Origin of the sequence: Microvirgula aerodenitrificans DSM 15089 (assembly GCF_000620105.1) — a bacterium.
Classification (GTDB): Bacteria; Pseudomonadota; Gammaproteobacteria; order Burkholderiales; family Aquaspirillaceae; genus Microvirgula; species Microvirgula aerodenitrificans.
In genome coordinates this window covers 40072-60288 of sequence record NZ_JHVK01000008.1, presented here as the reverse complement: position 1 = coordinate 60288, position 20217 = coordinate 40072, and the positions used below count along the sequence as shown (strand labels likewise).

Here is a 20217-nt window from a genome sequence, read left to right as displayed (position 1 = left end):
GCGCATCAGCGCCCGTGGTACCGCGTCACCATGGCGTCGCAGTCAGCGCTTTCAGCCTGACGACCGGGTTTTTCATGGTAGCGGCGAGACTGCCCACATAGCCGCCGGGCAGCGTCAGGGCATGCAGATGCCAGCCGGCATCCCCGGCGACGCGCCATGCGGCGTCACCGTATTCGAGGCGGATGTCTGCGGGTGACTGGCTCAGACCTTCACCCGTGCCCTTCACATAGGCTTCCCTGAGCGTCCACAGGCGCAGGAACTGGCGGTGACCGTCGGGGTCCGGCATCCGGCGCAATACCGGCAACTCGTCCGGATGGCAGCAGGCCGGCGCCAGTTCGCGCCAGTCCAGCGGGCGATCCAGATGCTCCAGATCGACACCCAGCGGCGTCCTGCCCAGCGCGATCAGCGCCAGTTGGCCACTGTGGCTGACATTGAACTCCAGACGAGGGAGAGAAGCGGCCAGACGGGGCTTGCCGTGATGGCCTTCCTCCAGGCCGATGGCCAGCGGTGGCAGGCCAAGGCAGTGGCCCAGCACCTGGCGCAGGGCGGCGCGGGTCTGCACGAAGCTGTGGCGCGCATGCCGGCATTGGTAGCGGCGCGCCCGTGCCTGCTCGTCCGGACTCAGCTGATCCGGGGAGGCCCATGCCTGGTCGAGGTGAAGCAGCCAGACATGGATATCGCACTCAGGCACGCCCGGCGCCCGTATCCGCCAGTCCCGCCGCGCCCCCTCCCCGCGCCTCGCGCCCGTGCAGGTGCAGGGCGGTCACCAGTGCGACCAGCGCCAGGGCGGCACCGCAGAGAAAACCACCGGCATAGCCGATCTGAGCGGTAAGCGTGACCAGAAAGGAGGACGCCAGCATTTCCCCCAGGTCGCGGGTGCTTTGTACCGCGGTGACGTCGGTACCGGCCTGATCGCCCTGACCGGCAAAACGCATCGCCGCGGTCAGCATCGCCACCGAGGTAATGCCGGTGGCCAGCGAGCCGACAAGCACGCATGTCCAGGCCAGCCCCGCGCCCAGTGGCAGCCAGTGACCGGCCTGCAGGTACCAGAGCAGCGCCGAGCAGCCGGCGAGCACCACACCGAGGGCGAAGCCATGCCAGAGACCGACCCGCTTCACCAGCCAGGCGCCACCGCCGCAACCGAGAAATACCGTGACCAGACCGCCGCTCATGCCGAGTCGGCCGATATCCTCCAGCGCCCAGCCGGCATCGTTCAGGTACAGCTTGGACAGGCCAAAGCCGGACACCGCAGTCATGGCCGAGAGCAGCGCCAGCAGCAGCAGCGCAGGTGCCATCGGGCGGCGCAGGAAGCGCAGCAGGCTGGCCCGGCTGGGCGGCACAGGCGGCTGCTCGCGGGGATCGCCGCGGCCCAGTGCGCAGGCCAGGCACAGGCTCAGCAGCGGCACGCAGGCGATCGCCAGAAATGCCGTGCGCTGGCCGAAGAGGCCGGTGAGCATCAGGCTGCCGGCGCCGCCGCCGAAGAAGCCGATCATGACCCCCGCGATCTGCACCGCATTGACCTTGGCCAGCAGCCTGCCGCTGAAGTGCTCGGCCGCCATGCCATCGGTAGCGATATCCTGGGTCGCACTGGCCAGTGAGGCCAGCGCCAGCAGACCGACAGCCCAGCCGGCGGTTTCCACGCCAAGGCCGGTCAGGGCGAGCCCCAGCAGGCAGGCCAGAACCACGCACTGCATCGGCAGGATCCAGCTGCGCCGCCGGCCCAGCCGGCGCGACCAGTGGTTGTCGACCCAGGGGGCCCAGAGGAATTTGACCACCCAGGGCAATCCCACCAGCGGCAGGAAGGCCAGTGCCTGCAACGGTGCGCCGTCGCGGCGCAGCAGGGTGGGCAGTGCATCCATGGCAAGGCCGATGGGAATGCCCTGGGACAGGTAGAGCAGCGCCAGGGTCATGACCAGGCGGCGGTGACGGTACAACTCAAGCATGAAGGTCTCCGGTAAGACGGGGGTGGGCGGACGCAGGCGTCAGCATCCAGGCGTGCCGGCAGAGCAGCACGCCGCATAACAGCAGCCACAGGTCAACGGGCGCGGCAGGCCAGTGACCACGGGCAAAGCAGGAAATCAGGTGTGCGCCAGCCGCAGCGAGACAGGCAAAGCCGGCCAGCCCCGACAGCACGCGGGCCAGCGGCCAGTCACGCGGCCCGGCCAGCGCCACCAGGCCGGCGGTGATCCACAGCCCGGCAAACAACAGGCCCGGCCATGCCCCCGCACGCACGGCTGGCGGTGCGACCTGCAGCGCCAGCAGCAGCGCGGCTGCCGCGAGCACCAGACCACCGCAAACCCCCTGACCCAGCCGCCAAAGCAGCGGCACGCGACGATCCGCCGTGCGGGCGCGCCGCTGCAGCCACAGGTACAGACCGCTGGCGCACAGCAGGCAGGCCCCCAGCCCCATCGCCAGTTGCAGGCCGCGCAGCACGGACGACCAGCCCGGGCCCAGCCACTGGTATTGCGCAAAGTGCAGCGGCTGCACGGCAATGAAGGCGCGCAGCCAGAACCCGCGGTCGGTGGCGCTGCGGTCGCCCAGCCAGGCACCGTCGGCAAGCCGGTACAGGTGCCGCTCGAAATTCGCCGTGCTGGGTACGCCACGGCTGACCCCGGCGATCTCCACGCTGCCCTGGCGATCGCCGGCATGCACGAGCGTCAGACGCTGGGCGATGAAGCCCGGCACGCGTGCCGCGTCCCGGGCCAGCAGACGGTCGAGGTCGACCCGCGTCGCCAGCGGCTGGCCCGACGCCGCAGGCGGTGGCGCCCCCATCAGTTCGGCGAACACCCGCTGCGGCTGCGCCGGATACACCACCGGCGCCAGCAGCAGGGTGCCGAGTGCCCCGAGCCCGCTGAGCGCCCCGGTCAGGCTGAACAACAGCAGCCAGGGCAGTCCCCAGAGCCCGATCAGTCCGTGGAGGTCGAACAGCGCCACGCGCAGGCTGCGGTCGCGGCGCAGGCGGAACAGATCGCGCCAGCGACGGCTGTGCAGAAGCAGGCCGGTCAGGCACAGGAGAAACAGCACAATGCCGAACAGGCTGACCAGCACCCGGCCGGGGAAACCGGCAAAAAAGTGCTTGTGCAGGTTCAGCAGGATATCCAGCGCCGGGACCCCGGCCAGCACCCGGCCGCTGGCCGGGTCGAGATGCAGCCGGCAAGGCTGGCGCACATCGCAGACACTGAAGACATCGCGGCCCGGCCCCGGCAGCAGCACGCTCGCAGAAGCAGTATCGCTTCCCTCTTCCGCGGCACGCGCCAGCAGGCGCTCTACCGGCAGGGCGCCAGCCCTGGTAGCCACCGGTGGCCGCAACCAGTCGCGCAGGTCATCGTGGCCGAGGCTCCAGGCGCCGCTGAACAGCACCACGAACAGCAGCACGCCAGACAGTGCGCCGGCGCCGCCGTGCAGGGCATGCAGGACAGCGCGTGCGGGCATGGCCATCTCAGTGCCCCGCCACAGCCAGCGCCAGCATAAGCAGGCAGGCCGCCAGGCCGCCGGCGAGGACGCGCAGGTCACGGATCAGCAATCCGCCGCACAGCAGCAACAGGCCCAGCGCCAGCGCGCTGAACAGCGCGGCATAGAGCCGTTCCAGCGGATCGGGCAGTGGCAGGCTGCGCGCCAGCAGATAGCCACTCGCCGCGGCGGCCGACAGACTGCCAGCCAGGGCGAACGCAATCCGCCCTCCCCAGCCGGCAACCGGCATGGGCATCAGAATGTCCCCCGCAAGGTGAGGTTGAAGCTGCGCGGCTCGCCGTAGCGGTTGTTCCAGTTGGGGTTGGACAGGCTCTGGTAGTAGGTGCGGTCGAACAGGTTGTTGATGTTCAGCGCCGCCGTCCAGTGCGGATCGATCCGGTAGCCGACCCGCAGGTTGGCCAGCGCGTAACCGCCCTGGCGCAGGGTCACGTTGCGGTAGTCCACGCTGTAGTCGCTCTGCGCCTGCACCCCGCCGCCGATGCTCCAGCGACGGCCCTGCCACGGCAGGTCATAGTTGCTCCACAGACGCAGCATGTGCTGCGGGGTAAAGGTCGAATAACGGGTGCCCGAGGACACCTTGCTGTCCTTGAGATACTCGGTGTCGGTATAGGTGTAGCCCGCCGACAGGCTCCAGTGCGGCGTCAGGTGGCCGGTCCCCTCCAGTTCGAAGCCCTGGCTGCGCACCTTGCCACCGCTGATGTAATAGGCGTTGTTCGGGGTGCCGGGGTGGTCGGGGTCTTCCTGCGGGTTGTTCTCCAGATCGATGCGGAATGCCGCCAGCGACAGGTTCAGGCGGCCATCCGCGAGCTCGCTCTTGATCCCGGTCTCGTAGGTCTTGCCTTCCACCGGGCTGAGCGGATCGCCGCTCCAGGTACGACGGTCCTGCGGCTGGTAAACCTCGGCATAACTCGCATACCACGACCACTTGTCGGCAAAGTCCCAGATCAGCCCGCCGTAAGGCGTGAATTTGCTGCCGGGCTTGAAGTGCGCGGTCGGCGTGTCCTGGGTCCACCAGCTTTCGCGGCCGCCCAGCACGGCGGTCAGCGGTTCGGCCAGCTTGATCCGGGCCAGACCGTACAGGCCCTTCTGGGTGGTCGTGGTGTCGCCCGGCGAGCGGTAGGCGCCGATCTGCGGACTCGGCACGCTGTGCGGGTCCCAGCGGTAGACGTTGACCGGCGTGTTCGCCCAGTTCAGGAACTGGGCGGTTTCCTGCCGGGTCTCGCTCCGGGCGTAGGAAACGCCGCCAAGCAGTTCATGCTTGAGGCCGAACAGTTGCACCGGACCGGTCACGTGGGCATCGAAGCTGCGCTGGATGCTCTTGAACTTGTAGGCGGCCCCCATCAGGCTGCCCCCGTCGCCGGTCTGCGGATCGATGGCACCGTACGAGCCGGCGTAGCGCAAGCGCGAGTCGGTACTCTGGTACTCGGCGCTGAATTTGGCTTTCCAGCCGCTGGCCAGTTGCTGTTCCAGCGAACCGAACGCGCGGTAGACGTCCCACTCGAAGCGGTCCCAGTCGACGTCGAGATAGGTGTCGCGGGACAGGCCGAGGCTGGAGCCGTCCCTGGCCATCGGCACCCCGGCCATATTGGTGACGGCGTTGATGTGCTGGTACTGCGCGCCCACCGTGAGCAGCGTATCCGGCGTCAGGTCGAGCTCGGTCACGCCGTACAGCAGGAAGGTGCTCTGGTCGGACACGTCGTAGAAGAAGTCGCGGTTCTCGTAAGCGGCCACCGCACGGCCGCGCACATTGCCGCTTTCGGTCAGCGGCCCGCCGACATCGACCTCCGTGCGGTAGCGGTTCCAGCTGCCGGCACTCAGGGTGGTGCTGGCGGCGAATTCATGCTGCGGCCGCTTGCGGACCATGTTCACCGTCGCGGCGGGGTTGCCGGTGCCGTGGAGCAGGCCGTTGGAACCGCGAAGGATTTCCACCCGCTCGTAGACCGCCATGTCCTGCGGCGGGCTCGCAGTATTGCCGAGCAGCGCCGGCACGCCGTCGAGTTCGAATGAATCGACCTTGAAGCCGCGCACATAGTAGGCAGTGGTCAGCAGCTGGAACGGCTGCACCGTGACCCCGGTGGCCTGCTGCATCACCTCGTCGAGACTGTACAGGTTCTGCTGCTCGATGCGCTCGCGCGAAACGACGCTGGCCGACTGCGGGATCTCCCGCGGCTTGAGCGGCATTTTCGCCAGACTGCTTGTGCCCGCCGCACGGGCGGGCGACGCGCCTTCGGTGCTGATCACCACGGCGGGCAATTCCGGCACATCCGTCTCGCCGTTCTGCCGCGCATCGGCCATGACGGCCAGCGGGCTGAACGCCAGCAACAGGCCCATATGCAGCGGGGTTGGCCTGCAGCGGGCGATCGTCCCGGGCCAGCGGCTTCGCTTTGTCTCCATTTTCATCCCGTCAAACCTTCAGTGCTTACATGATAATGCTTATCATTTTAAATAAATAATCACTGGCACTGTTTCGATTGCCGATCTTTCTCTATCGATCCGCAGTCATTGCGGAACTTTTTTCCTCCTGTCGTGGTCCGGCACCGGCAGCGAAACCGGCATACCAGCGGTCGCGGGCAGACAGCTCGTCGTGCCGGCCGTTCAACCGCAGCCGCCCGGCCTCCAGCACCAGCACCTGATCGGCCAGGCGGGCCAGGGCCGGCCGGTGGGTGACCACCACCAGCGTGCGTCGCCCGCGCAAGGCGAGCAGGCTGCGCAGCACCTGAGCCTCGCTGGCGCCGTCGAGGCTGGCAGTGGGTTCATCAAGCAGCAGCAAGGGCGCTGGCGAGAGGAATCCGCGGGCCAGGCACAGACGCTGGCGCTGACCGCCGGACAGCAGACCGCCGCCCGGCCCCACTGCGGTCTCCCAGCCCTGCGGCCAGCGCTCGATCTCTTCCAGCAGGCCGGCTGCCTCCGCCGCCTCGCGCAGTGCCGACAGGTCGGCATCGGGCCGGGCCATGCGCAGGTTCCAGGCGACACTGCCGTGGAACAGGCCACACGCCTGGAACACCAGGTTGCGGCTGGCGGCCAGGGTCGATGCACTCAGCTGGCGGATATCCGCCCGCCCGAGCAGAACCCGCCCGGTATCGGGATCGTGAACCCGGCCGAGCAGCGCCAGCAGGCTGCTTTTGCCAGCGCCGGACGGACCGGCGATGACGGTCAGCGAGCCGGGCGCCAGTGTCAGCGCGATGTCTTCCAGCAGCGTGCGGCCGTCGTCCAGGCGGATGCCCAGCCCCTCGGCCACCAGCCCCGCATCCAGCGGGCGCTCGCCCGGCTCGGGGCAGTCCAGCGGCGGCAGCGCGAACACCCGCATCAGCGTGTCAAGGGACTGCCAGGCACCGCGCAGGGCCTGGTCAAGATGGGTGAGCTGGGCCAGCGGTTCGATAAAGCGCACCAGCAGCACCAGAATCGCCACGACGGACGCTCCATCCAGCCACTGCCGCCCGACCGCCCACGCCCCTCCCAGCAAGCCCAGCGCGAATACCGCCTGCACCGCCAGCGCGAAACCCAGCCCGGCCGGCAGGCTCCGCCGCAGCAGTGTCCGGGTCGTTTCGTGCAATCGCCGCAACGCCGCTTCCTGGTCCTGAAGCGCGACGCTTTCACGTTCCGCCGCCCGCAGCAGCGGCTGGCGTTCCGCGAAAGTCTGCAGTTCGCGGGCGGCATCGCGTTCGGCTGCCTGCCGTGCGTTTTCCGCCGTCAGGGTGTGCCGGCCGCTCCAGCGCAGCAGCACAAACAGCAGCCCTCCGGCCAGCAGCAGGCCAAGGGCGATGACCGGGGCGATCAGACCGAGGCCGAGCACCACCCCGAGCGGAGTCAGCACCGCGGCGATCAGCGGTCCCAGCAGATGGGCAGGGATTCCCATGCTCTGCATCACCGGACCACGCAACAGACCTTCCGCCGGCGCAATCCGGCGCAGGGCCGGTGGCGCCAGATGCGGCAAGCGTGCGACCAGGCTGCGCACCAGGCCGGCAGCCAGCGCGCCGCCGGCAAAGAACCCGCGGCGCAGCGCCAGGTACTGCACCAGCGACTGCACCAGCGTCAGCCCCAGCAGTGCGATGACCCAGCGCCAGGGCAAGACGCCCGAAGCGAACCAGGCTTCGATCAAGGGCACCAGCAGCACCCCGCAGGCGGCATCCAGCAAGGCGGCCAGGGACGCCCAGACCGCCGCCTCGCGCAGCGCGCGGCGGCAGTCGCCGGGCAGCAGGCGCAGGCGGGAAAGAACCGTCATCATGCGTGCACCTCCCGTTCGTGCTGTTCGTGCCACAGGCGCGCATAGGTTCCGCCCGCCGCCAGCAGCGCCGGATGTCGCCCCCGCTCGACGAGGCGGCCATCCTGCATCACCAGAATCAGGTCGGCGTCACGGACCCCTTCCAGCTGGTGGGTGACGATCAGACGGGTACGACCGGCACCGCGCTCGCGCAGGCAGCGCAGCAGCGTGCGGGCGGTGTGCGGATCGAGTGCGGAGGTCGGCTCGTCGAGCAGCAGCAGCCGGGCCGGCGACAGCAGCGCGCGGGCCAGCGACAGCCGTTGCAGCTCGCCGCCCGACAGTTGCAGATCACGTCCCGGCACGCTGTCGTAACCGCGCGGCAGGGCCATGATGCGGTCGTCGAGGCAGGCGTCGCGGGCGGCCGCACGGATCTCGTCGAGGGTCGCCCCCGGGCGGAACAGCGCGATATTGTCGGCCAGCGAGACTTCCAGCGCCGCGGCCTGCTGGCCGGCCAGCACGATATGCCGGTGGCGGACGGCCGACGGCAGATCGCGCAATGCCACGCCGCCGGTATGCAGCTCGCCGCGGTCGGGGTCCATGCAGCGCGCCAGCAGGGACAGCAGCGTGCTCTTGCCGGCCCCGGAAGGACCGACGAGGGCAACCAGGCTGCCGTCCTCCACGTTCAGGTCGATATCCTCCAGCACCGCCCTGCCCTCACAGGCGTAGCTGAGCCCGCGGGCCACCAGCGAACCGTCGGCGGGCAGGCGCGATGACCGGCCTTCCGCCAGCGGGGCCTGGTCAAACACCTGCTGCAGGCGCGCGGCCGCAGCCTGCGCGGCCAGCAGGGCATCGCTGCCATGACCCAGCGCCTCGACCGGCGCCGCCATCGCTCTCACCAGCAGCAGTACGGCGCAGACCGGGCCGGGGGCCAGTGGCACGCCGAGCGCGTCCAGCACCAGCGCACCGAGCAGTGACCAGGCCAGCAGCCAGGGCGCACCAAGCTGGACATGGACCAGCGCGGCCAGATGCCCGACGCGCGCCACCCAGGACGAGAACGCCAGGCCAAATGCCGCCGCCGAGGTTTCGACTCCCTGCTGTATGCCGGCGCCCGGATATTGCCGGGCCAGCAGCAGATTGTGAGCGAACTCGCCATAGTCGGCCGACAGGTGTTCGAGGGCGGTGTTGCGACGCATGACCTCGTCGCGGTAGCGCGCCGAGCGCAGCAGACCGAAACCGGCGGCGGCAAACCCCAGCGGCAGCAGGCAGAACAGCAGCAGCCAGGGTTGCAGCCAGGCCAGCCACAGCATCGCGGCAAGCGGCACCACCAGCAGCTTGCTGACATCGTTGGGGGCATGCGCAATCAGCTGGTGCAGGGCCCGCACATCCTGCCCGACCAGCCGCGCCACACCGTCCTGGCCCTGGCGGCTGAACCAGTCGAGCGGCAGGCGCTGCAGATGCGCCAGCAGCCGCAGACGCAGATCGTTGCAGACATCGGCATCCACCTCGTGGGCCAGATGCGTGGCCAGCGCCTGGCAGACCAGCCAGACCAGGATGGCCAGCGGCACCAGGGCAAGCAGCACCGGGTTTGCCGCCCCCTTCACCAGCGAGTCGGCCAGCCCGGCAAGCAGTATCCAGGGCAGCAGGGAGCTGATGCCGGCCAGGGCCTGCAGTCCCATGGCCAGTCCCAGCCGCCAGCGGCAGGGACGCAGCAGACGCCACAGCACCGGGGTCATGAGGCCCGCTCCAGCGCCTGCTCCAGGCTCGCCGGTGCCAGCCCCGGCGGCGGTGCCGTGGGAAAGCCCAGCCGCTTGCCGATCCGCTGCCAGACGGCGGCGACCTCAAGGCTGCGCTGGTTGCGCTGGTGCACGGCGTCTTCATCATCGAGCAGGGCCAGGGCGTCGGCGGCGGCTGCCGGCCACAGGTGGCGGTGCACCTGCGCCCAGGAGCAGGGTTCGGCATGCCAGAGCTGCACCGTGGGCAGCGACTCGCCGGACGGCGCAAACAGCCCGTCGGCATCCACGGCCGGTACCGCGACCGCCGGGGTCCACAGCAGCGGCCCGTGCGGTCCGGCCAGGCTGAGGGTGCCGCGATCGGTCGTCAGGCTGAGGCGCTGCAGCACGGTCATCCGGCCATCGTTGTCGGCAGCCAGTTCATTGAGCACCTGCAGATTCAGCGGCACGCCGGCCAGCACCAGGGACAGCCCGCGCATCGCCGACAGATCGCAGCCCGCGTCCTCCAGCGACCAGGGACCGACCCCTTCCAGCAGCGCCGCCAGAATGTCCAGGGTGGCGAAGCCCACCTGGACCCCGCAGCTTGCCTCCAGGTGGCGAATGCCCCGGCAGTGGTGCAATTGCCGGCCCAGTTCGATAAAGCGCGCCACCGCCGGCAACTGCGGATAGAAGGTGTTCAGCAGGCAGCGCCGACCGAGGCGCGCGGCCGTGCGCAGCAGGCCCTGCCATTCGCCGGGCAGCAGCGGATGCTCGATCAGCACATCGATGCCGCGCGCCATCAGCGCTTCGGCCAGCGCGGGTCCCTGCTCGCCACGCGCGGCGCCGCCGACCGCGACGCAGGCCAGCCGGACATCGTCCGGCACCGCGCCGGGCTCGCGCCAGAGGTCGACGCCATGTCGCGCGGCCAGTGCCTGTGAACGCCGGCTGCCCTGGCCGAGGATGCCGCGCAGGGCAAAGCGCGGATCGGCAGCGACACCGGCGGCATAAAACTGGCCAAACCGGGAACCGGCGACCACGACGGAACGCACCGCGTTCATGGGCGTACCTCCTTCAGCAGAAAATCGGCCAGTGTCTGGCCCAGACAATCGAAGTGCCCGCCGGGCACCTCATGGAGGTGGCAGGCACCGATCGCCGCCGCCTGCCAGTCACGTGCCAGCGCCCCGGCGTAGTCCGGTACCAGTGGATGGCCGGCGCCCGGCACGAACAGGCGCAGGGCGCCGACGTAAGGCACCGGCAGTTCGGCCTGGCTGGCCCGCACCGAATGGCAGAACAGCCGGTACAGCGTCTCGCGTCCGGAACCGGCGGCCCCGGCGCTGCCGCTGGCGGCCTGCAGGACACGCCAGCGCAGGGCATCGAGGTCGGCCAGGGCAGGCAGCGTTGCCAGCGTCTGCGCCGGCAGATGACCACGCGTCCCGGCCAGCGCGGCATGAATCCGGCTGGCCAGCCCGGCGGCCCCGGGGAAGCCCAGCGCGGCGGTATCCAGGCCGAGGGTGGCGGCGAAGCTGAACAGCAGCAGGCGCTCGTCATCGATCCGGTAAGGAATCCGGTAACTGGAGACAATGTCCAGTTGCCGCACGCGCACCCCACGCTGAACCAGGGACCGGGCAGTCTCCAGGGCGAGCAGGCCGCCGGAGCAATAACCGAGCAGATCCACTTCGCGCAGGCCGGCGGCGTGCAGTGCAGCGGCATAGCGCCGGCCGAGGCAGGCATTCAGGTGCGCGGCGGGAATCGCCAGATAGGCTTCGCTGTCATGCACCGCCAGGCCCAGCAGCGGCCGCTCGCAGCCCAGTGCCTGAATCAGCGGACGATAGGGCAGCAAGGTGCCCAGCCCTTCATGGATCAGCACCCGCGGCACCCCCTCCCCTTCCGCCAGGCGCACCAGCGGATCGGCCAGGGCCGCACCATCGCCAAGGGGCGCGCGCGGCATGCCGGGGACACCGTCTGTGCTGCGGACTGGCGCCGCCGATGGCGCCGATGGTGTGCAGTCTGCGCCGGTGTCCTCGCGCGCTTCGCGCAGGCGCCGGGCCATGCCGCGCGCGGTCGGCTGGCTCAGCGCCCAGCGCAGCAGCCGGTCGAACGGATGCCGGCGGGCCTCTTCCTGGCTGTCGCGCAGGCGCGCGATCAGCTGGGCGATCAGCAGGGAGTCGCCACCCGCGGTAAAGAAGTCCTGATCGCCCCCCAGATCGGGGTTGTCCAGCACCTCCCGCCAGTGTTCCAGCAAGGCACGTTCCAGTGCATCCGCCGGTTCCCCGGCCGCATCACGCGGTGGCACGGAGCGAGGCTGGCGGGCGACATCGGCAAGGGCCTTGCGGTCGATCTTGCCGTTCCCGGTGACCGGCAACCGTTCGAGCACGTGCAGCTGTGCCGGGAGCATGTAGCGCGGCAGGCGTGACTCGACAAACGCCAGCAGTTCGGCCGGTGCCAGCCGCGCCTGCCCGGTCTTGCAGCGGGCCAGCAGGATGTCGTAACCGAGCAGGTCAAGGGCATGGCCGGACGGCACCACGCTGGCCGCCACGTCGCCGGGCACCTGCCCAAGCCACTCCAGCCATTGCCCGGCATGAACGAACAGATGATGCTGCCCGGCCCGGCCGTCGCGCGGGTTTTCCATCATCAGGCTCTGGCTGATGCTGATTTCGTTGTGTTCTCGCGTCAGTTCCTGGATCACCAGCCAGGCGTCGGCGTCCAGCAGTTCACGCAGGCCGGCCAGCAGCGCCGGGGTATCCAGCGCATTGTTCAGCGCGCCGGAGCTCAGCAGGATGTCCACCGAGTGTGGTGCCACGCCCTGCCCGCTCAGCGTGTCGTTCATGTCGAAACGGCTGAAGCGCACCCAGGGCTGTCCGGCGAAGCGCTTGCGCGCCGCGGCGAGGAAGTAGCTGGACACGTCGGTGAACAGGTAATCCAGTTCCACGCCGCGGTCAGCCAGCGGCGCCAGGCGGGCAATGACCGCGCGGCTGGCCGCGGCGGTGCCGGCGCCGAGTTCGAGCAGCCGCCAGCGGCGTGCCGGCTGGCGCTCGACGATGGCGGCAATCGCCTCGGCCATCGCCGCGTGCAGTGCGCGGGCGTGCAGGCCTTCGCTGTACATGGCCTCGGCGATATGCGCCGAGCCCTGCGGGAACATCAGCGCCGCCGGGCTGACCCGTCCGGCCAGTTGTTCTGCCAGGGACCCGGCGCTGTCGCGCAGATAGGCAACCAGTCCGGCCGGCCACAAATGCGACGGCGCGCTGGCGGCGAAATCACGCCAGGCCGTCGCCGGGTCGGCCGCCGGCCGTGTGTCGCAGCCGGTCCAGACCGATCCTTCACGCCGCAGATAGCCGCCCTCTTCCAGCTGCTGCAGCCAGTGATGCAGCAGGCGCTCACGCGCATCGCCAATGCCGAGCCGCTGGCACAGGGTGGAGAAGTCCAGACCGGCGGCGCTGGCAAAAATGCCGCTGCCGGCCAGCCAGGCGGCCAGGGAGGCGAGGCAGGCACGGTCGAGTGCCGCCACCGCGTCCGCGATCGCCGGCAGCTCGCCCCAGTCGTGCTGCAGTGCCTGCCGCGCCCGTTCGCACACCGCGTCGAGCCCGTCACGGGCGTCGCCGGCTTCGCCCGCCTGCGGATGAAGGGTGACAAAGCTGGCCAGGCTGCGCTCGTGTGCGCTGCCCAGCACCACGGTCGCCGCCAGGTTCACTTGCGGATGTGCGCACAGGGCCGCGTCCAGTTCGGCCAGCTCGATGCGGTGGCCCCGGATCTTGACCTGGTCGTCCTCTCGCCCCAGAAATTCGATGCTACCATCGGGCAGGTAGCGACCGAGATCGCCGGTACGGTACAGGCGACGTCCGTCAGCGTGACAAATGAAGCGCTCAGCAGTGCGCTGCGGATCACCGGCATAGCCAAGCGCCAGGCCGACCCCGCCGATATGGATCTCGCCGCGCACGCCCGGCGGGCAGCGCCGGCCACGGGCATCCAGCACCTCCACGCTCTGCCCGCGCAGCGCGCATCCATAGGGGATGCTCGCCAGCTCGGCATGCGCCGGACGGATCGGCTGTTCGATCGACCAGATGGCCGCTTCAGTGGCCCCGCCGAGACTGAACAGCGCGCTGTCGGGCCAGCGCTTCCACCAGCGCACCGGCAGGCTGACCGGAATCCAGTCACCGGACCACAGTACGCAGCGCGGACCAGGTACCCTGCGTCCGGGCTCGCTTTCGAGGTAGTCGACCAGCATCTGTCCCTGGGCCGGCACCGAGTTCCACAGGGTGATCCCGTGTCGTTCCATCAGCTCGGCCCAGTGCGAGGGGTCGCTGCCACGCGCCGGGTCCGGCAGCACGATCTGGGCACCCGCGGCAGTGGCACCAAAGAAGTCGTAGACCGACAGGTCGAAACTCAGTTCGGCCAGGCCGAGCAGACGGTCCCGCTCGCTCACTGCGTAACGCTCGTTGATGTCCTGCAGCGTATTGCTTGCCGCCGCATGGCTGAGCATCACGCCCTTGGGGGTGCCGGTGGAGCCCGAGGTGTAGATCACGTAGGCAAGATCGTCCGGCGCCACCGCGGCGGCGGCAGGCGGCGGCCAGTCCGCATCGGCCGGCAGGCGATCGATGGCCAGGCACGGGCAGTCGATCTGCGCCGGCACATCCTGCGCCAGGCAGACCAGGGCCGCCACGCCGGCGCTGTCGAGGATTGCCCGCTGTCGCAGCGCCGGCTGGCGAATGTCGACCGGCACATAGGCCGCACCGGCCTGAATCACGCCGAGGACGGCAACCAGTTGCGAGGCGCTCCTGGGCAGCAGCACCGCGACCCGCTGACCGGGCCCCACGCCGTTCGCTTCCAGTGCACGGCGCAGCGCCGTGGCATGCTGGGCAATCTGGCGGTAGCTGTAACTGCCGGCCGCATCGTGAATCACGGGGGCATCGGGACTGAACTGCGCACGCTCGGCAAACCCGGCGGCAATGCTCCGCTCCGTGCCGGGCAACGCCACCGGAGGCGCCGCGACCGGCCCGGCGTACAGCCCGGCATCGTTGGCGTTCCACGCCTGCGGGCTGTCCGCAAGCTGCCGCAGCAGGTCGACGAAAGCCTCGAACATGGCCTCTGCCTGTCCTTCGGGGAACAGGCCCTGGCGTACGTCCCAGCCGATTTCCAGACCGCCGAACTGGTCGGTGACCTGGCAGTCCAGCCAGACCTGCGGCGTCTGGCTGACCATGTATCGCGGCGCACTCAATGCCTCGGCGTCTCCGAGCAGACGCTGCACGCTGCCGATACCGCTGGTGAAGACCACCGGCATCAGATCGGCGCCACGTCCGCGATGGCGGGCCAGTTCGCGCAGCAGGTCGACGCCACTGAAAACCGGATGATCAAGGTCCTCGAACATTTGCTCGCCGATACGCCGCGCCCGCGCGGCAAAACTGTCGCCGTGGCGGCTGTCCACCGCCAGCAGGCTCAGCGCGGTAAAGTCGCCAAGCACCAGCGGCAGTTGGGGGTGCAGCGCTGGCCGGTTGAGTACCGTCAGGTTGAGGCAGAACGCCGGCGTCTGGCTCCAGCGGCCAACTGTCTCGGCAAAGGCAGCCAGCGCCACACCCGCCGCGCTGAGTCCGCGCGCGCCAGCCTGGGTGCAGAGCTGGCGCCAGGCGTCGTCGTCGAGGCGCGCATGGAGATGGCAAAAACGGGTCGAGCGGGTATCCGGCTGTGTCCGCAGCGGCAGGTCCGGCCGTCCCGGCAGGTCGTCCAGGCGCGCCAGCCACCAGTCGCGGTCGCGCTGCCAGGCCGCCGAGCGGCGGCGCTGCTGTTCGACTTGCACGTAGTCGCGGAAGGTCGCTTCCGGCGGTGGCGTCACTTGCGGGTCGCGGTAGCGCCGTCGCCACTCATCGAGCAGCAACTGCAGGCTGGCATAGTCAATCAGGGTGAAATCCACCGACATGTGCAGCACGCAGCCCTGCCGGCCGATGCTCAGCTCGGGACACAGGACCGGCCACTGGTCGAGTGGTGCGCAGCGGTGATCGAGGCGCTCGCGCACCTGCGCCAGGTGCGCTCCGAAAGCGTCGGGGTCCAGTGTCGTACCGTCGTGCACGACGAGGGACTGCCAGGGCACGTCGGGCAGGACCCGCTGCCAGGCGTTGTCCTCGATCACCGCACGCAGCATCGGATGGCGCACGAGCAGCGCGTTCCAGGCGGCCTCGAGGCGCCGGGGATCGGTGTCGGCCGGCCAGTCGTACTCGACATACAGATGGCAGGCATTGCCGCCATAGTCGAAGGCTGCCTGACGCCCGAGAACATAGGCGGCCTGCACCGGGGTCAGCGGAAATCGTTCATGGGCGCGTGCCGGTTCGGCACGCCAGACCGGCCCTGCGTCCAGGTGTTCGAGCAGCACGTCGCGCGCCGCCCGCAATCGCTCGGCCAGACCGTCGTCGAGGGCCCCCTGCGGGGCGCGGTAGCGCAGCTGCCCTGCTTCGCCCCACAACTCGATCTGCCGGTTGCGGCAAGTTTCCAGCAGTTCGCCCACGCTCATAGCACGCCCTCTTCCAGTTGGCTTTTCGTGACGCCGGCGTCGGCCCCTTCCAGATGCCGGGCAAGGCCGGCCAGGGTCGGCTGACGGTAAAAGTCGGCCATGCCCAGACGCACGCCGAAGCGCTCGCGGACCAGGGCCAGCAGGCGCGTCGCCAGCAGGCTGTCGCCGCCAAGGCTGAAGAAGCTCGCGTCACGCTGCTTCACCGGCTGCCTGAGCACCGTTTCCCAGCAGGCGGCAAGGCGCTGTTCATGCGGCGCCAGCGCTTCGCCGGCCGTGTCGTCTCCGCCGACCTGCGTCAGTGCGCGGGTCATGCTTGCGGCCAGACGCCGGCGATCGATCTTGCCGTTGGCGTTCAGCGGCAAGGCCGGCAGGCACCAAAGTCGCTCGGGCCGCATGGCCTGCGGCAGGCGCGCCTCCAGGCCGGCCTGCAGTCGCGCCGGGTCGAGACCGGTGCCCGGGGAGACCGCCTCGACCAGTGCGATCCGCTCACTGCGCCAGAGGCAGCGCGGTGCCAGACCGGCGTCGGCAATGTCGGACTGAAGCGCCGGCAGGTCCGGCAGACGCAAGGGCCGGTCATCGAGCAGCGCCGCGCCGAGCAGGGCCAGCGGCGATGCCCGCAGCAGGTCGACCAGCAGCAACCGGCCTTGCGGACGCAGCAGTGCGGCGGCCAGCGCCAGCCCTTCGCGGCGGGTCTCGTAGCCATGCAGCGCGGCAAAACTGATTACCCGGTCATAGCGCCCGAGATGTCCGGACGGCAGCAGCCCGTCGTCGAGCGCCTGAATCGCGACCCGCGATGGCAGGCGGGAGGCGGCGGCATCGAGCAGGCCACGGCTGCGCTCGAACAGGGTCAGGTCAAGATCGGGACGCAGCAGGCTCCGATCGAGCCAGAGCCCGGCGCGGGTATCCAGCACCGCCACCCGCAGGCGTTCGCCGGCAACCGGCGCCGGCAGGGCCTGCATCAGCCGGGTCAGCGCCTCGCGGCCGTCCGGCAACCGGGCCGCCACCGCCTGCGGTGCCAGCCAGGGGTCGAGCAGCAGCGTGGCCGGCGGCTGCCCGCCTTCAAACAGCGCACGCAGTGCCTGACTCATGGCCGCCAGCACCGAGGCCTGCCAGCCAAGCCTGCGCAAGGCTTCGTCGAGCGCCGGCAGTTCGCCCGCGGCCGACTGCGCCAGCCAGTCCAGCCAGCGCTTGCACAGCGCATCGGGAATTTCCGGGGGCGCCTCCAGCAGCGTCCCGAGCAGATGCCGGGTGACCACCGTCTCGGCCTCGCCCAGACCGGCGAAGCACTGTGTCTCGGGGCATGCCGGCGGCGGTCCGCCCGCAGCCGGCAACCGTGGCACCAGCACCGCCCCCAGGCCGGGCGTACCGCTGCCGGTCACCGCGGCGCAAGCCGCCTCGACACCGGGCTGGGCGCACAGCGCCGCCTCGACCTCGCCCAGTTCGATGCGCTGACCGCGGAGCTTGACCTGCTGGTCGACCCGGCCAAGGAACTCCAGCGTGCCATCGGCCCAGTAGCGGCCACGGTCGCCGGTGCGATACCAGCGCCCCTGCCCGTCGTGGACAAAGCGCTGTGCGGTCAGCTGCGGATCGTTGCGATAGCCGCGGGCCAGGCTGCCTCCCCCGATCCACAGCTCCCCGACCACCTGATCCGGCACATCGCGCCCGTACGCGTCGACCACCCGGTAGGCCTGGCCGGGCAGCGGGCGGCCATAGGGAATGGAACGCCAGTGCGACGGTACGACGCCAACGGACTGCAGGTTCGACCAGATCCCGGCTTCGGTCGCACCGCCAAGCACATGGAGACGGCAGTCGGCCGCGCAGCGCGAGCGCAGCCGCGCCGGCAGATCCAGCGCCACCCAGTCGCCTGACAGCAGCACCGCGCGCAGGCTGCGGTAGTCGGCCTGCGTGCCCGGCAGGCTGAGGGCCATTTCCAGCAGCGCCGGCGCGGAGTTCCACAGGGTCACGCCGTGGCGGCGGATGGCGTCGGCCCAGGCGGCCGCATCCCGGGCCTGCGCCTGGGACGGCAGGACCAGACTGGCACCGGCGCCCAGGCCGCCGAACAGGTCGAAGACGGAAAGGTCGAAGTCCAGTGCCGAGACGGCCAGCAGGCGATCGTCGGCGCCGACGCGCAGCAGGCCGAGCAGCGCGTCGATGGTATTCATCGCCGCCGCGTGGCTGACTTCCACCCCTTTGGGGACACCGGTCGAGCCCGAGGTGTAGATGACATAGGCGCTCGCGCCGGGTGTCAGCGGCGTCGGCGCGGCAAGTGCCTGCGTGCGCGCCAGTCGTTCGACGGCGAGCCGCGGCGGCGTCGCCCGGGGCTCATCGCATTCGGTGATCACCAGGCGGATGCCGGCAGCGTCTTCGATCAGCCGGCGGCGAGCCGGCGGCTGATCGATATCCAGCGGGACATAGCAGGCGCCGGCGGCGAGCACGCCAAAAACGGCCGCGACCTGTTGCGGGCCGCGCGGCAGACTGATTTCCACCGCATCGCCGGTCTCGATGCCGGCGGCTCTCAGGCCGGCGGCAATGCGCAGTGCCTGCCCGGCCAGTTCTCCGCGGGTCATGCAGCGCTCATCGTAACGAAGCGCGACGGCGGACGGGTCGCGGGTGGCCCGGGCGAAGAAATCATGATGCAGGGGGCGCGCCACGCCCGGTGCCGGGCAGGCATTGAGACGGGCCCGGCAAGCCTGTTGCGCCCAGGGCAGCGGCAGGGCCGGCGGGTGATCCCAGCCACCGTCGCAGCATTGCCGGAGCAAGGTCACATAGGCCTCGAACAGGGTTTCCAGAAGCCCGTCGGGGAACAGCCCGACGATCGCGTCCCAGGCCAGCAGGATGCCGCCGTCGACGCGGTAAAGCTGGTGGTCGAGCCATACCTGGGGCGTCTGCGAAAGCATGTCGTGGAGATCGCCGAAGACGTCGCGGAACGCGGCCGGCACAAAGCCGTCCTCACCCAGGTTGCTGGAAAACACCACTGGTGCGGAGCGCGGCTGCCCCTGCCGGCGCGCTTCGCGCAGCACTTCCAGCGCCGGGAACGCCGCATGATCGATGGCGTCGTGCAGGCTGCGCTGGAAGGCCCTGACCGCGTCGGCAAAAGAGGCTGTTGCGTCGACCCGGCATTCGAGCAGCAACAAGGTGGTGAAGTCGGCGATGACCTCACCGAGGCGGGCATCATCGGCATGCCGGTCGAACAGCGGCACATTCAGCAGAAAGCCGGGGCTCTCGCTCCAGCGTGCCAGGACGGCGGCAAAGGCGCAGCCAAACACGCTCGACAGCGTCACCCCGTGCTGTGCGGCCAGGGACGCCAGGCGCCGGCTTTCGCCGGCCGGCATCCGGTACGACAGACGCCGCGTGCGCGGCTGGCGAATGCTCTCGGGGGCGCAGGCCAGCGGCAGGCCCGGCGCGTCCGGCAACTGCGGCAGGCGCTGCAACCAGTACTCGCGTGCCGTGGCCACCGCCCCGGCGCGCTGCTGCGCGCGTCGCGCCAGGTAGTCGGCGAAATGCAGCGGTGGCGCCTCGCGCAGCGCCTGCGGTGCGGCATAGGCGGTACCCAGCTCGGCAAGCAGCAGACGCAGGCTCTCCACATCCGCGGCCAGCAGGTCGAGGCTCAGCCAGAGACGATCCTCGCCCCCCGGCATCTGCACCAGACCCAACAGGAATACTTGCCCCTGCTCGACCTTCAGGCATTCGTGCGAGCGCTGCTGCCACAGCGCCTGCCAGGCTGCCTCGGCCTGTTCCATGCCATGCTGGCGCCAGTCCTGCAGATCGAAGCACGGCAGCGCCGGTGCCTCGATCACTTGCTGCCGCCCGTCAATGAAACGTGCGCGCAGCATCGGATGGCGCTGCCGCACGAGAGCGGCCGCCGCCGCCAGGCGCTGCGCATCGACTTCACGGGCACGGAATTCGAGAAAGGCGTGGCAGCTGATGTTGCCCAGGATCTCGTCCGGGCCACGCCCGAGCCAGTATGCCTGCTGCACGGAGGACAAGTCGAAAGGCTGATCGTGCCTGACTGCCGGCTCTGCCGTCCGGGCAGGCGCCGCCACGCGTGGCGCGGCAGGCAGCAGTTCGAGCCAGGCCTCCAGGCAGGGGCGTCGGGCCAGTTGCGCGAATTCCACGGCCACCCCTCCCGCACGCAGGCGTTCCTGCAGGTACATCAGGCGGATCGAGTCGAGGCCGCAACCCAGCAAGTCATCGTCGTCCGCCAGCAGGCGGACGTCATCGGGCGGTTCACCGAGCAGCTCGGCGAGCTGCGTGACCAGCCAGTCGCGCAGGCCGGGACGGGAATCGAGGGGCAGATCCATGAAGGCTCCCAGAGGGCAAAGGTCAATGTCAGTTGTCAG

The 20217-nt window shown here is 70.0% G+C and carries 10 protein-coding genes; all 10 read right to left on the bottom strand.

Annotation, left to right across the window (positions count from 1 at the left end):
• Positions 1-25 precede the first annotated feature (25 nt).
• The 10 genes from Q352_RS20330 to Q352_RS0108505 all read right to left on the bottom strand — a co-directional run bounded on the left by Q352_RS20330 (position 26) and on the right by Q352_RS0108505 (position 20178).
• Complete coding sequence (locus Q352_RS20330) at positions 26-691, bottom strand: 4'-phosphopantetheinyl transferase family protein (RefSeq protein WP_051528790.1); 666 nt, start codon at positions 689-691, stop codon at positions 26-28.
• On the bottom strand, positions 684-1943 hold the full coding sequence (locus tag Q352_RS20325) for a RhtX/FptX family siderophore transporter (protein ID WP_036385756.1): 1260 nt from the start codon (positions 1941-1943) through the stop codon (positions 684-686). Before Q352_RS20325 ends, Q352_RS20330 begins: the two co-directional genes overlap by 8 nt.
• Entirely contained in the window at positions 1936-3432 is a 1497-nt protein-coding gene (locus Q352_RS0108540; protein WP_028498991.1) for a PepSY-associated TM helix domain-containing protein, read from the bottom strand. Before Q352_RS0108540 ends, Q352_RS20325 begins: the two co-directional genes overlap by 8 nt.
• A 7-nt stretch (positions 3433-3439) precedes the next feature.
• A complete protein-coding gene (locus tag Q352_RS0108535) occupies positions 3440-3706 on the bottom strand; it encodes a hypothetical protein (RefSeq protein WP_028498990.1) in 267 nt (88 codons plus the stop codon).
• Complete coding sequence (locus Q352_RS0108530) at positions 3706-5865, bottom strand: TonB-dependent siderophore receptor (protein WP_276324989.1); 2160 nt, start codon at positions 5863-5865, stop codon at positions 3706-3708. Before Q352_RS0108530 ends, Q352_RS0108535 begins: the two co-directional genes overlap by 1 nt.
• Before the next feature lie 91 nt (positions 5866-5956).
• The gene (locus Q352_RS0108525; protein WP_051528789.1) at positions 5957-7696 is read right to left on the bottom strand and encodes an ATP-binding cassette domain-containing protein; all 1740 of its coding nucleotides are present in this window, start codon (positions 7694-7696) and stop codon (positions 5957-5959) included.
• Positions 7693-9405 (bottom strand): ABC transporter ATP-binding protein, encoded by a 1713-nt coding sequence (locus tag Q352_RS0108520; protein ID WP_028498987.1) that lies wholly within the window; start codon positions 9403-9405, stop codon positions 7693-7695. Before Q352_RS0108520 ends, Q352_RS0108525 begins: the two co-directional genes overlap by 4 nt.
• A complete protein-coding gene (locus Q352_RS0108515) occupies positions 9402-10439 on the bottom strand; it encodes a Gfo/Idh/MocA family oxidoreductase (RefSeq protein WP_028498986.1) in 1038 nt (345 codons plus the stop codon). The genes Q352_RS0108520 and Q352_RS0108515 overlap by 4 nt, the downstream gene beginning before the upstream one ends.
• Positions 10436-15877, bottom strand: coding sequence for a non-ribosomal peptide synthetase (locus Q352_RS0108510; protein ID WP_028498985.1), 5442 nt, complete (start codon positions 15875-15877; stop codon positions 10436-10438). The genes Q352_RS0108515 and Q352_RS0108510 overlap by 4 nt, the downstream gene beginning before the upstream one ends.
• Complete coding sequence (locus Q352_RS0108505; RefSeq protein WP_028498984.1) at positions 15874-20178, bottom strand: non-ribosomal peptide synthetase; 4305 nt, start codon at positions 20176-20178, stop codon at positions 15874-15876. Before Q352_RS0108505 ends, Q352_RS0108510 begins: the two co-directional genes overlap by 4 nt.
• Between the last annotated feature and the right edge of the window lie 39 nt (positions 20179-20217).

Coding starts and splice junctions, on each gene's coding strand:
- Q352_RS0108530 (WP_276324989.1), bottom strand. CDS start 5,865: ATGGAGACAAAGCGAAGCCGCTGGCCCGGGACGATCGCCCGCTGCAGG.
- Q352_RS0108515 (WP_028498986.1), bottom strand. CDS start 10,439: ATGAACGCGGTGCGTTCCGTCGTGGTCGCCGGTTCCCGGTTTGGCCAG.
- Q352_RS20325 (WP_036385756.1), bottom strand. CDS start 1,943: ATGCTTGAGTTGTACCGTCACCGCCGCCTGGTCATGACCCTGGCGCTG.
- Q352_RS0108525 (WP_051528789.1), bottom strand. CDS start 7,696: ATGATGACGGTTCTTTCCCGCCTGCGCCTGCTGCCCGGCGACTGCCGC.
- Q352_RS0108535 (WP_028498990.1), bottom strand. CDS start 3,706: ATGCCCATGCCGGTTGCCGGCTGGGGAGGGCGGATTGCGTTCGCCCTG.
- Q352_RS0108505 (WP_028498984.1), bottom strand. CDS start 20,178: ATGGATCTGCCCCTCGATTCCCGTCCCGGCCTGCGCGACTGGCTGGTC.
- Q352_RS0108520 (WP_028498987.1), bottom strand. CDS start 9,405: ATGACCCCGGTGCTGTGGCGTCTGCTGCGTCCCTGCCGCTGGCGGCTG.
- Q352_RS0108540 (WP_028498991.1), bottom strand. CDS start 3,432: ATGCCCGCACGCGCTGTCCTGCATGCCCTGCACGGCGGCGCCGGCGCA.
- Q352_RS0108510 (WP_028498985.1), bottom strand. CDS start 15,877: ATGAGCGTGGGCGAACTGCTGGAAACTTGCCGCAACCGGCAGATCGAG.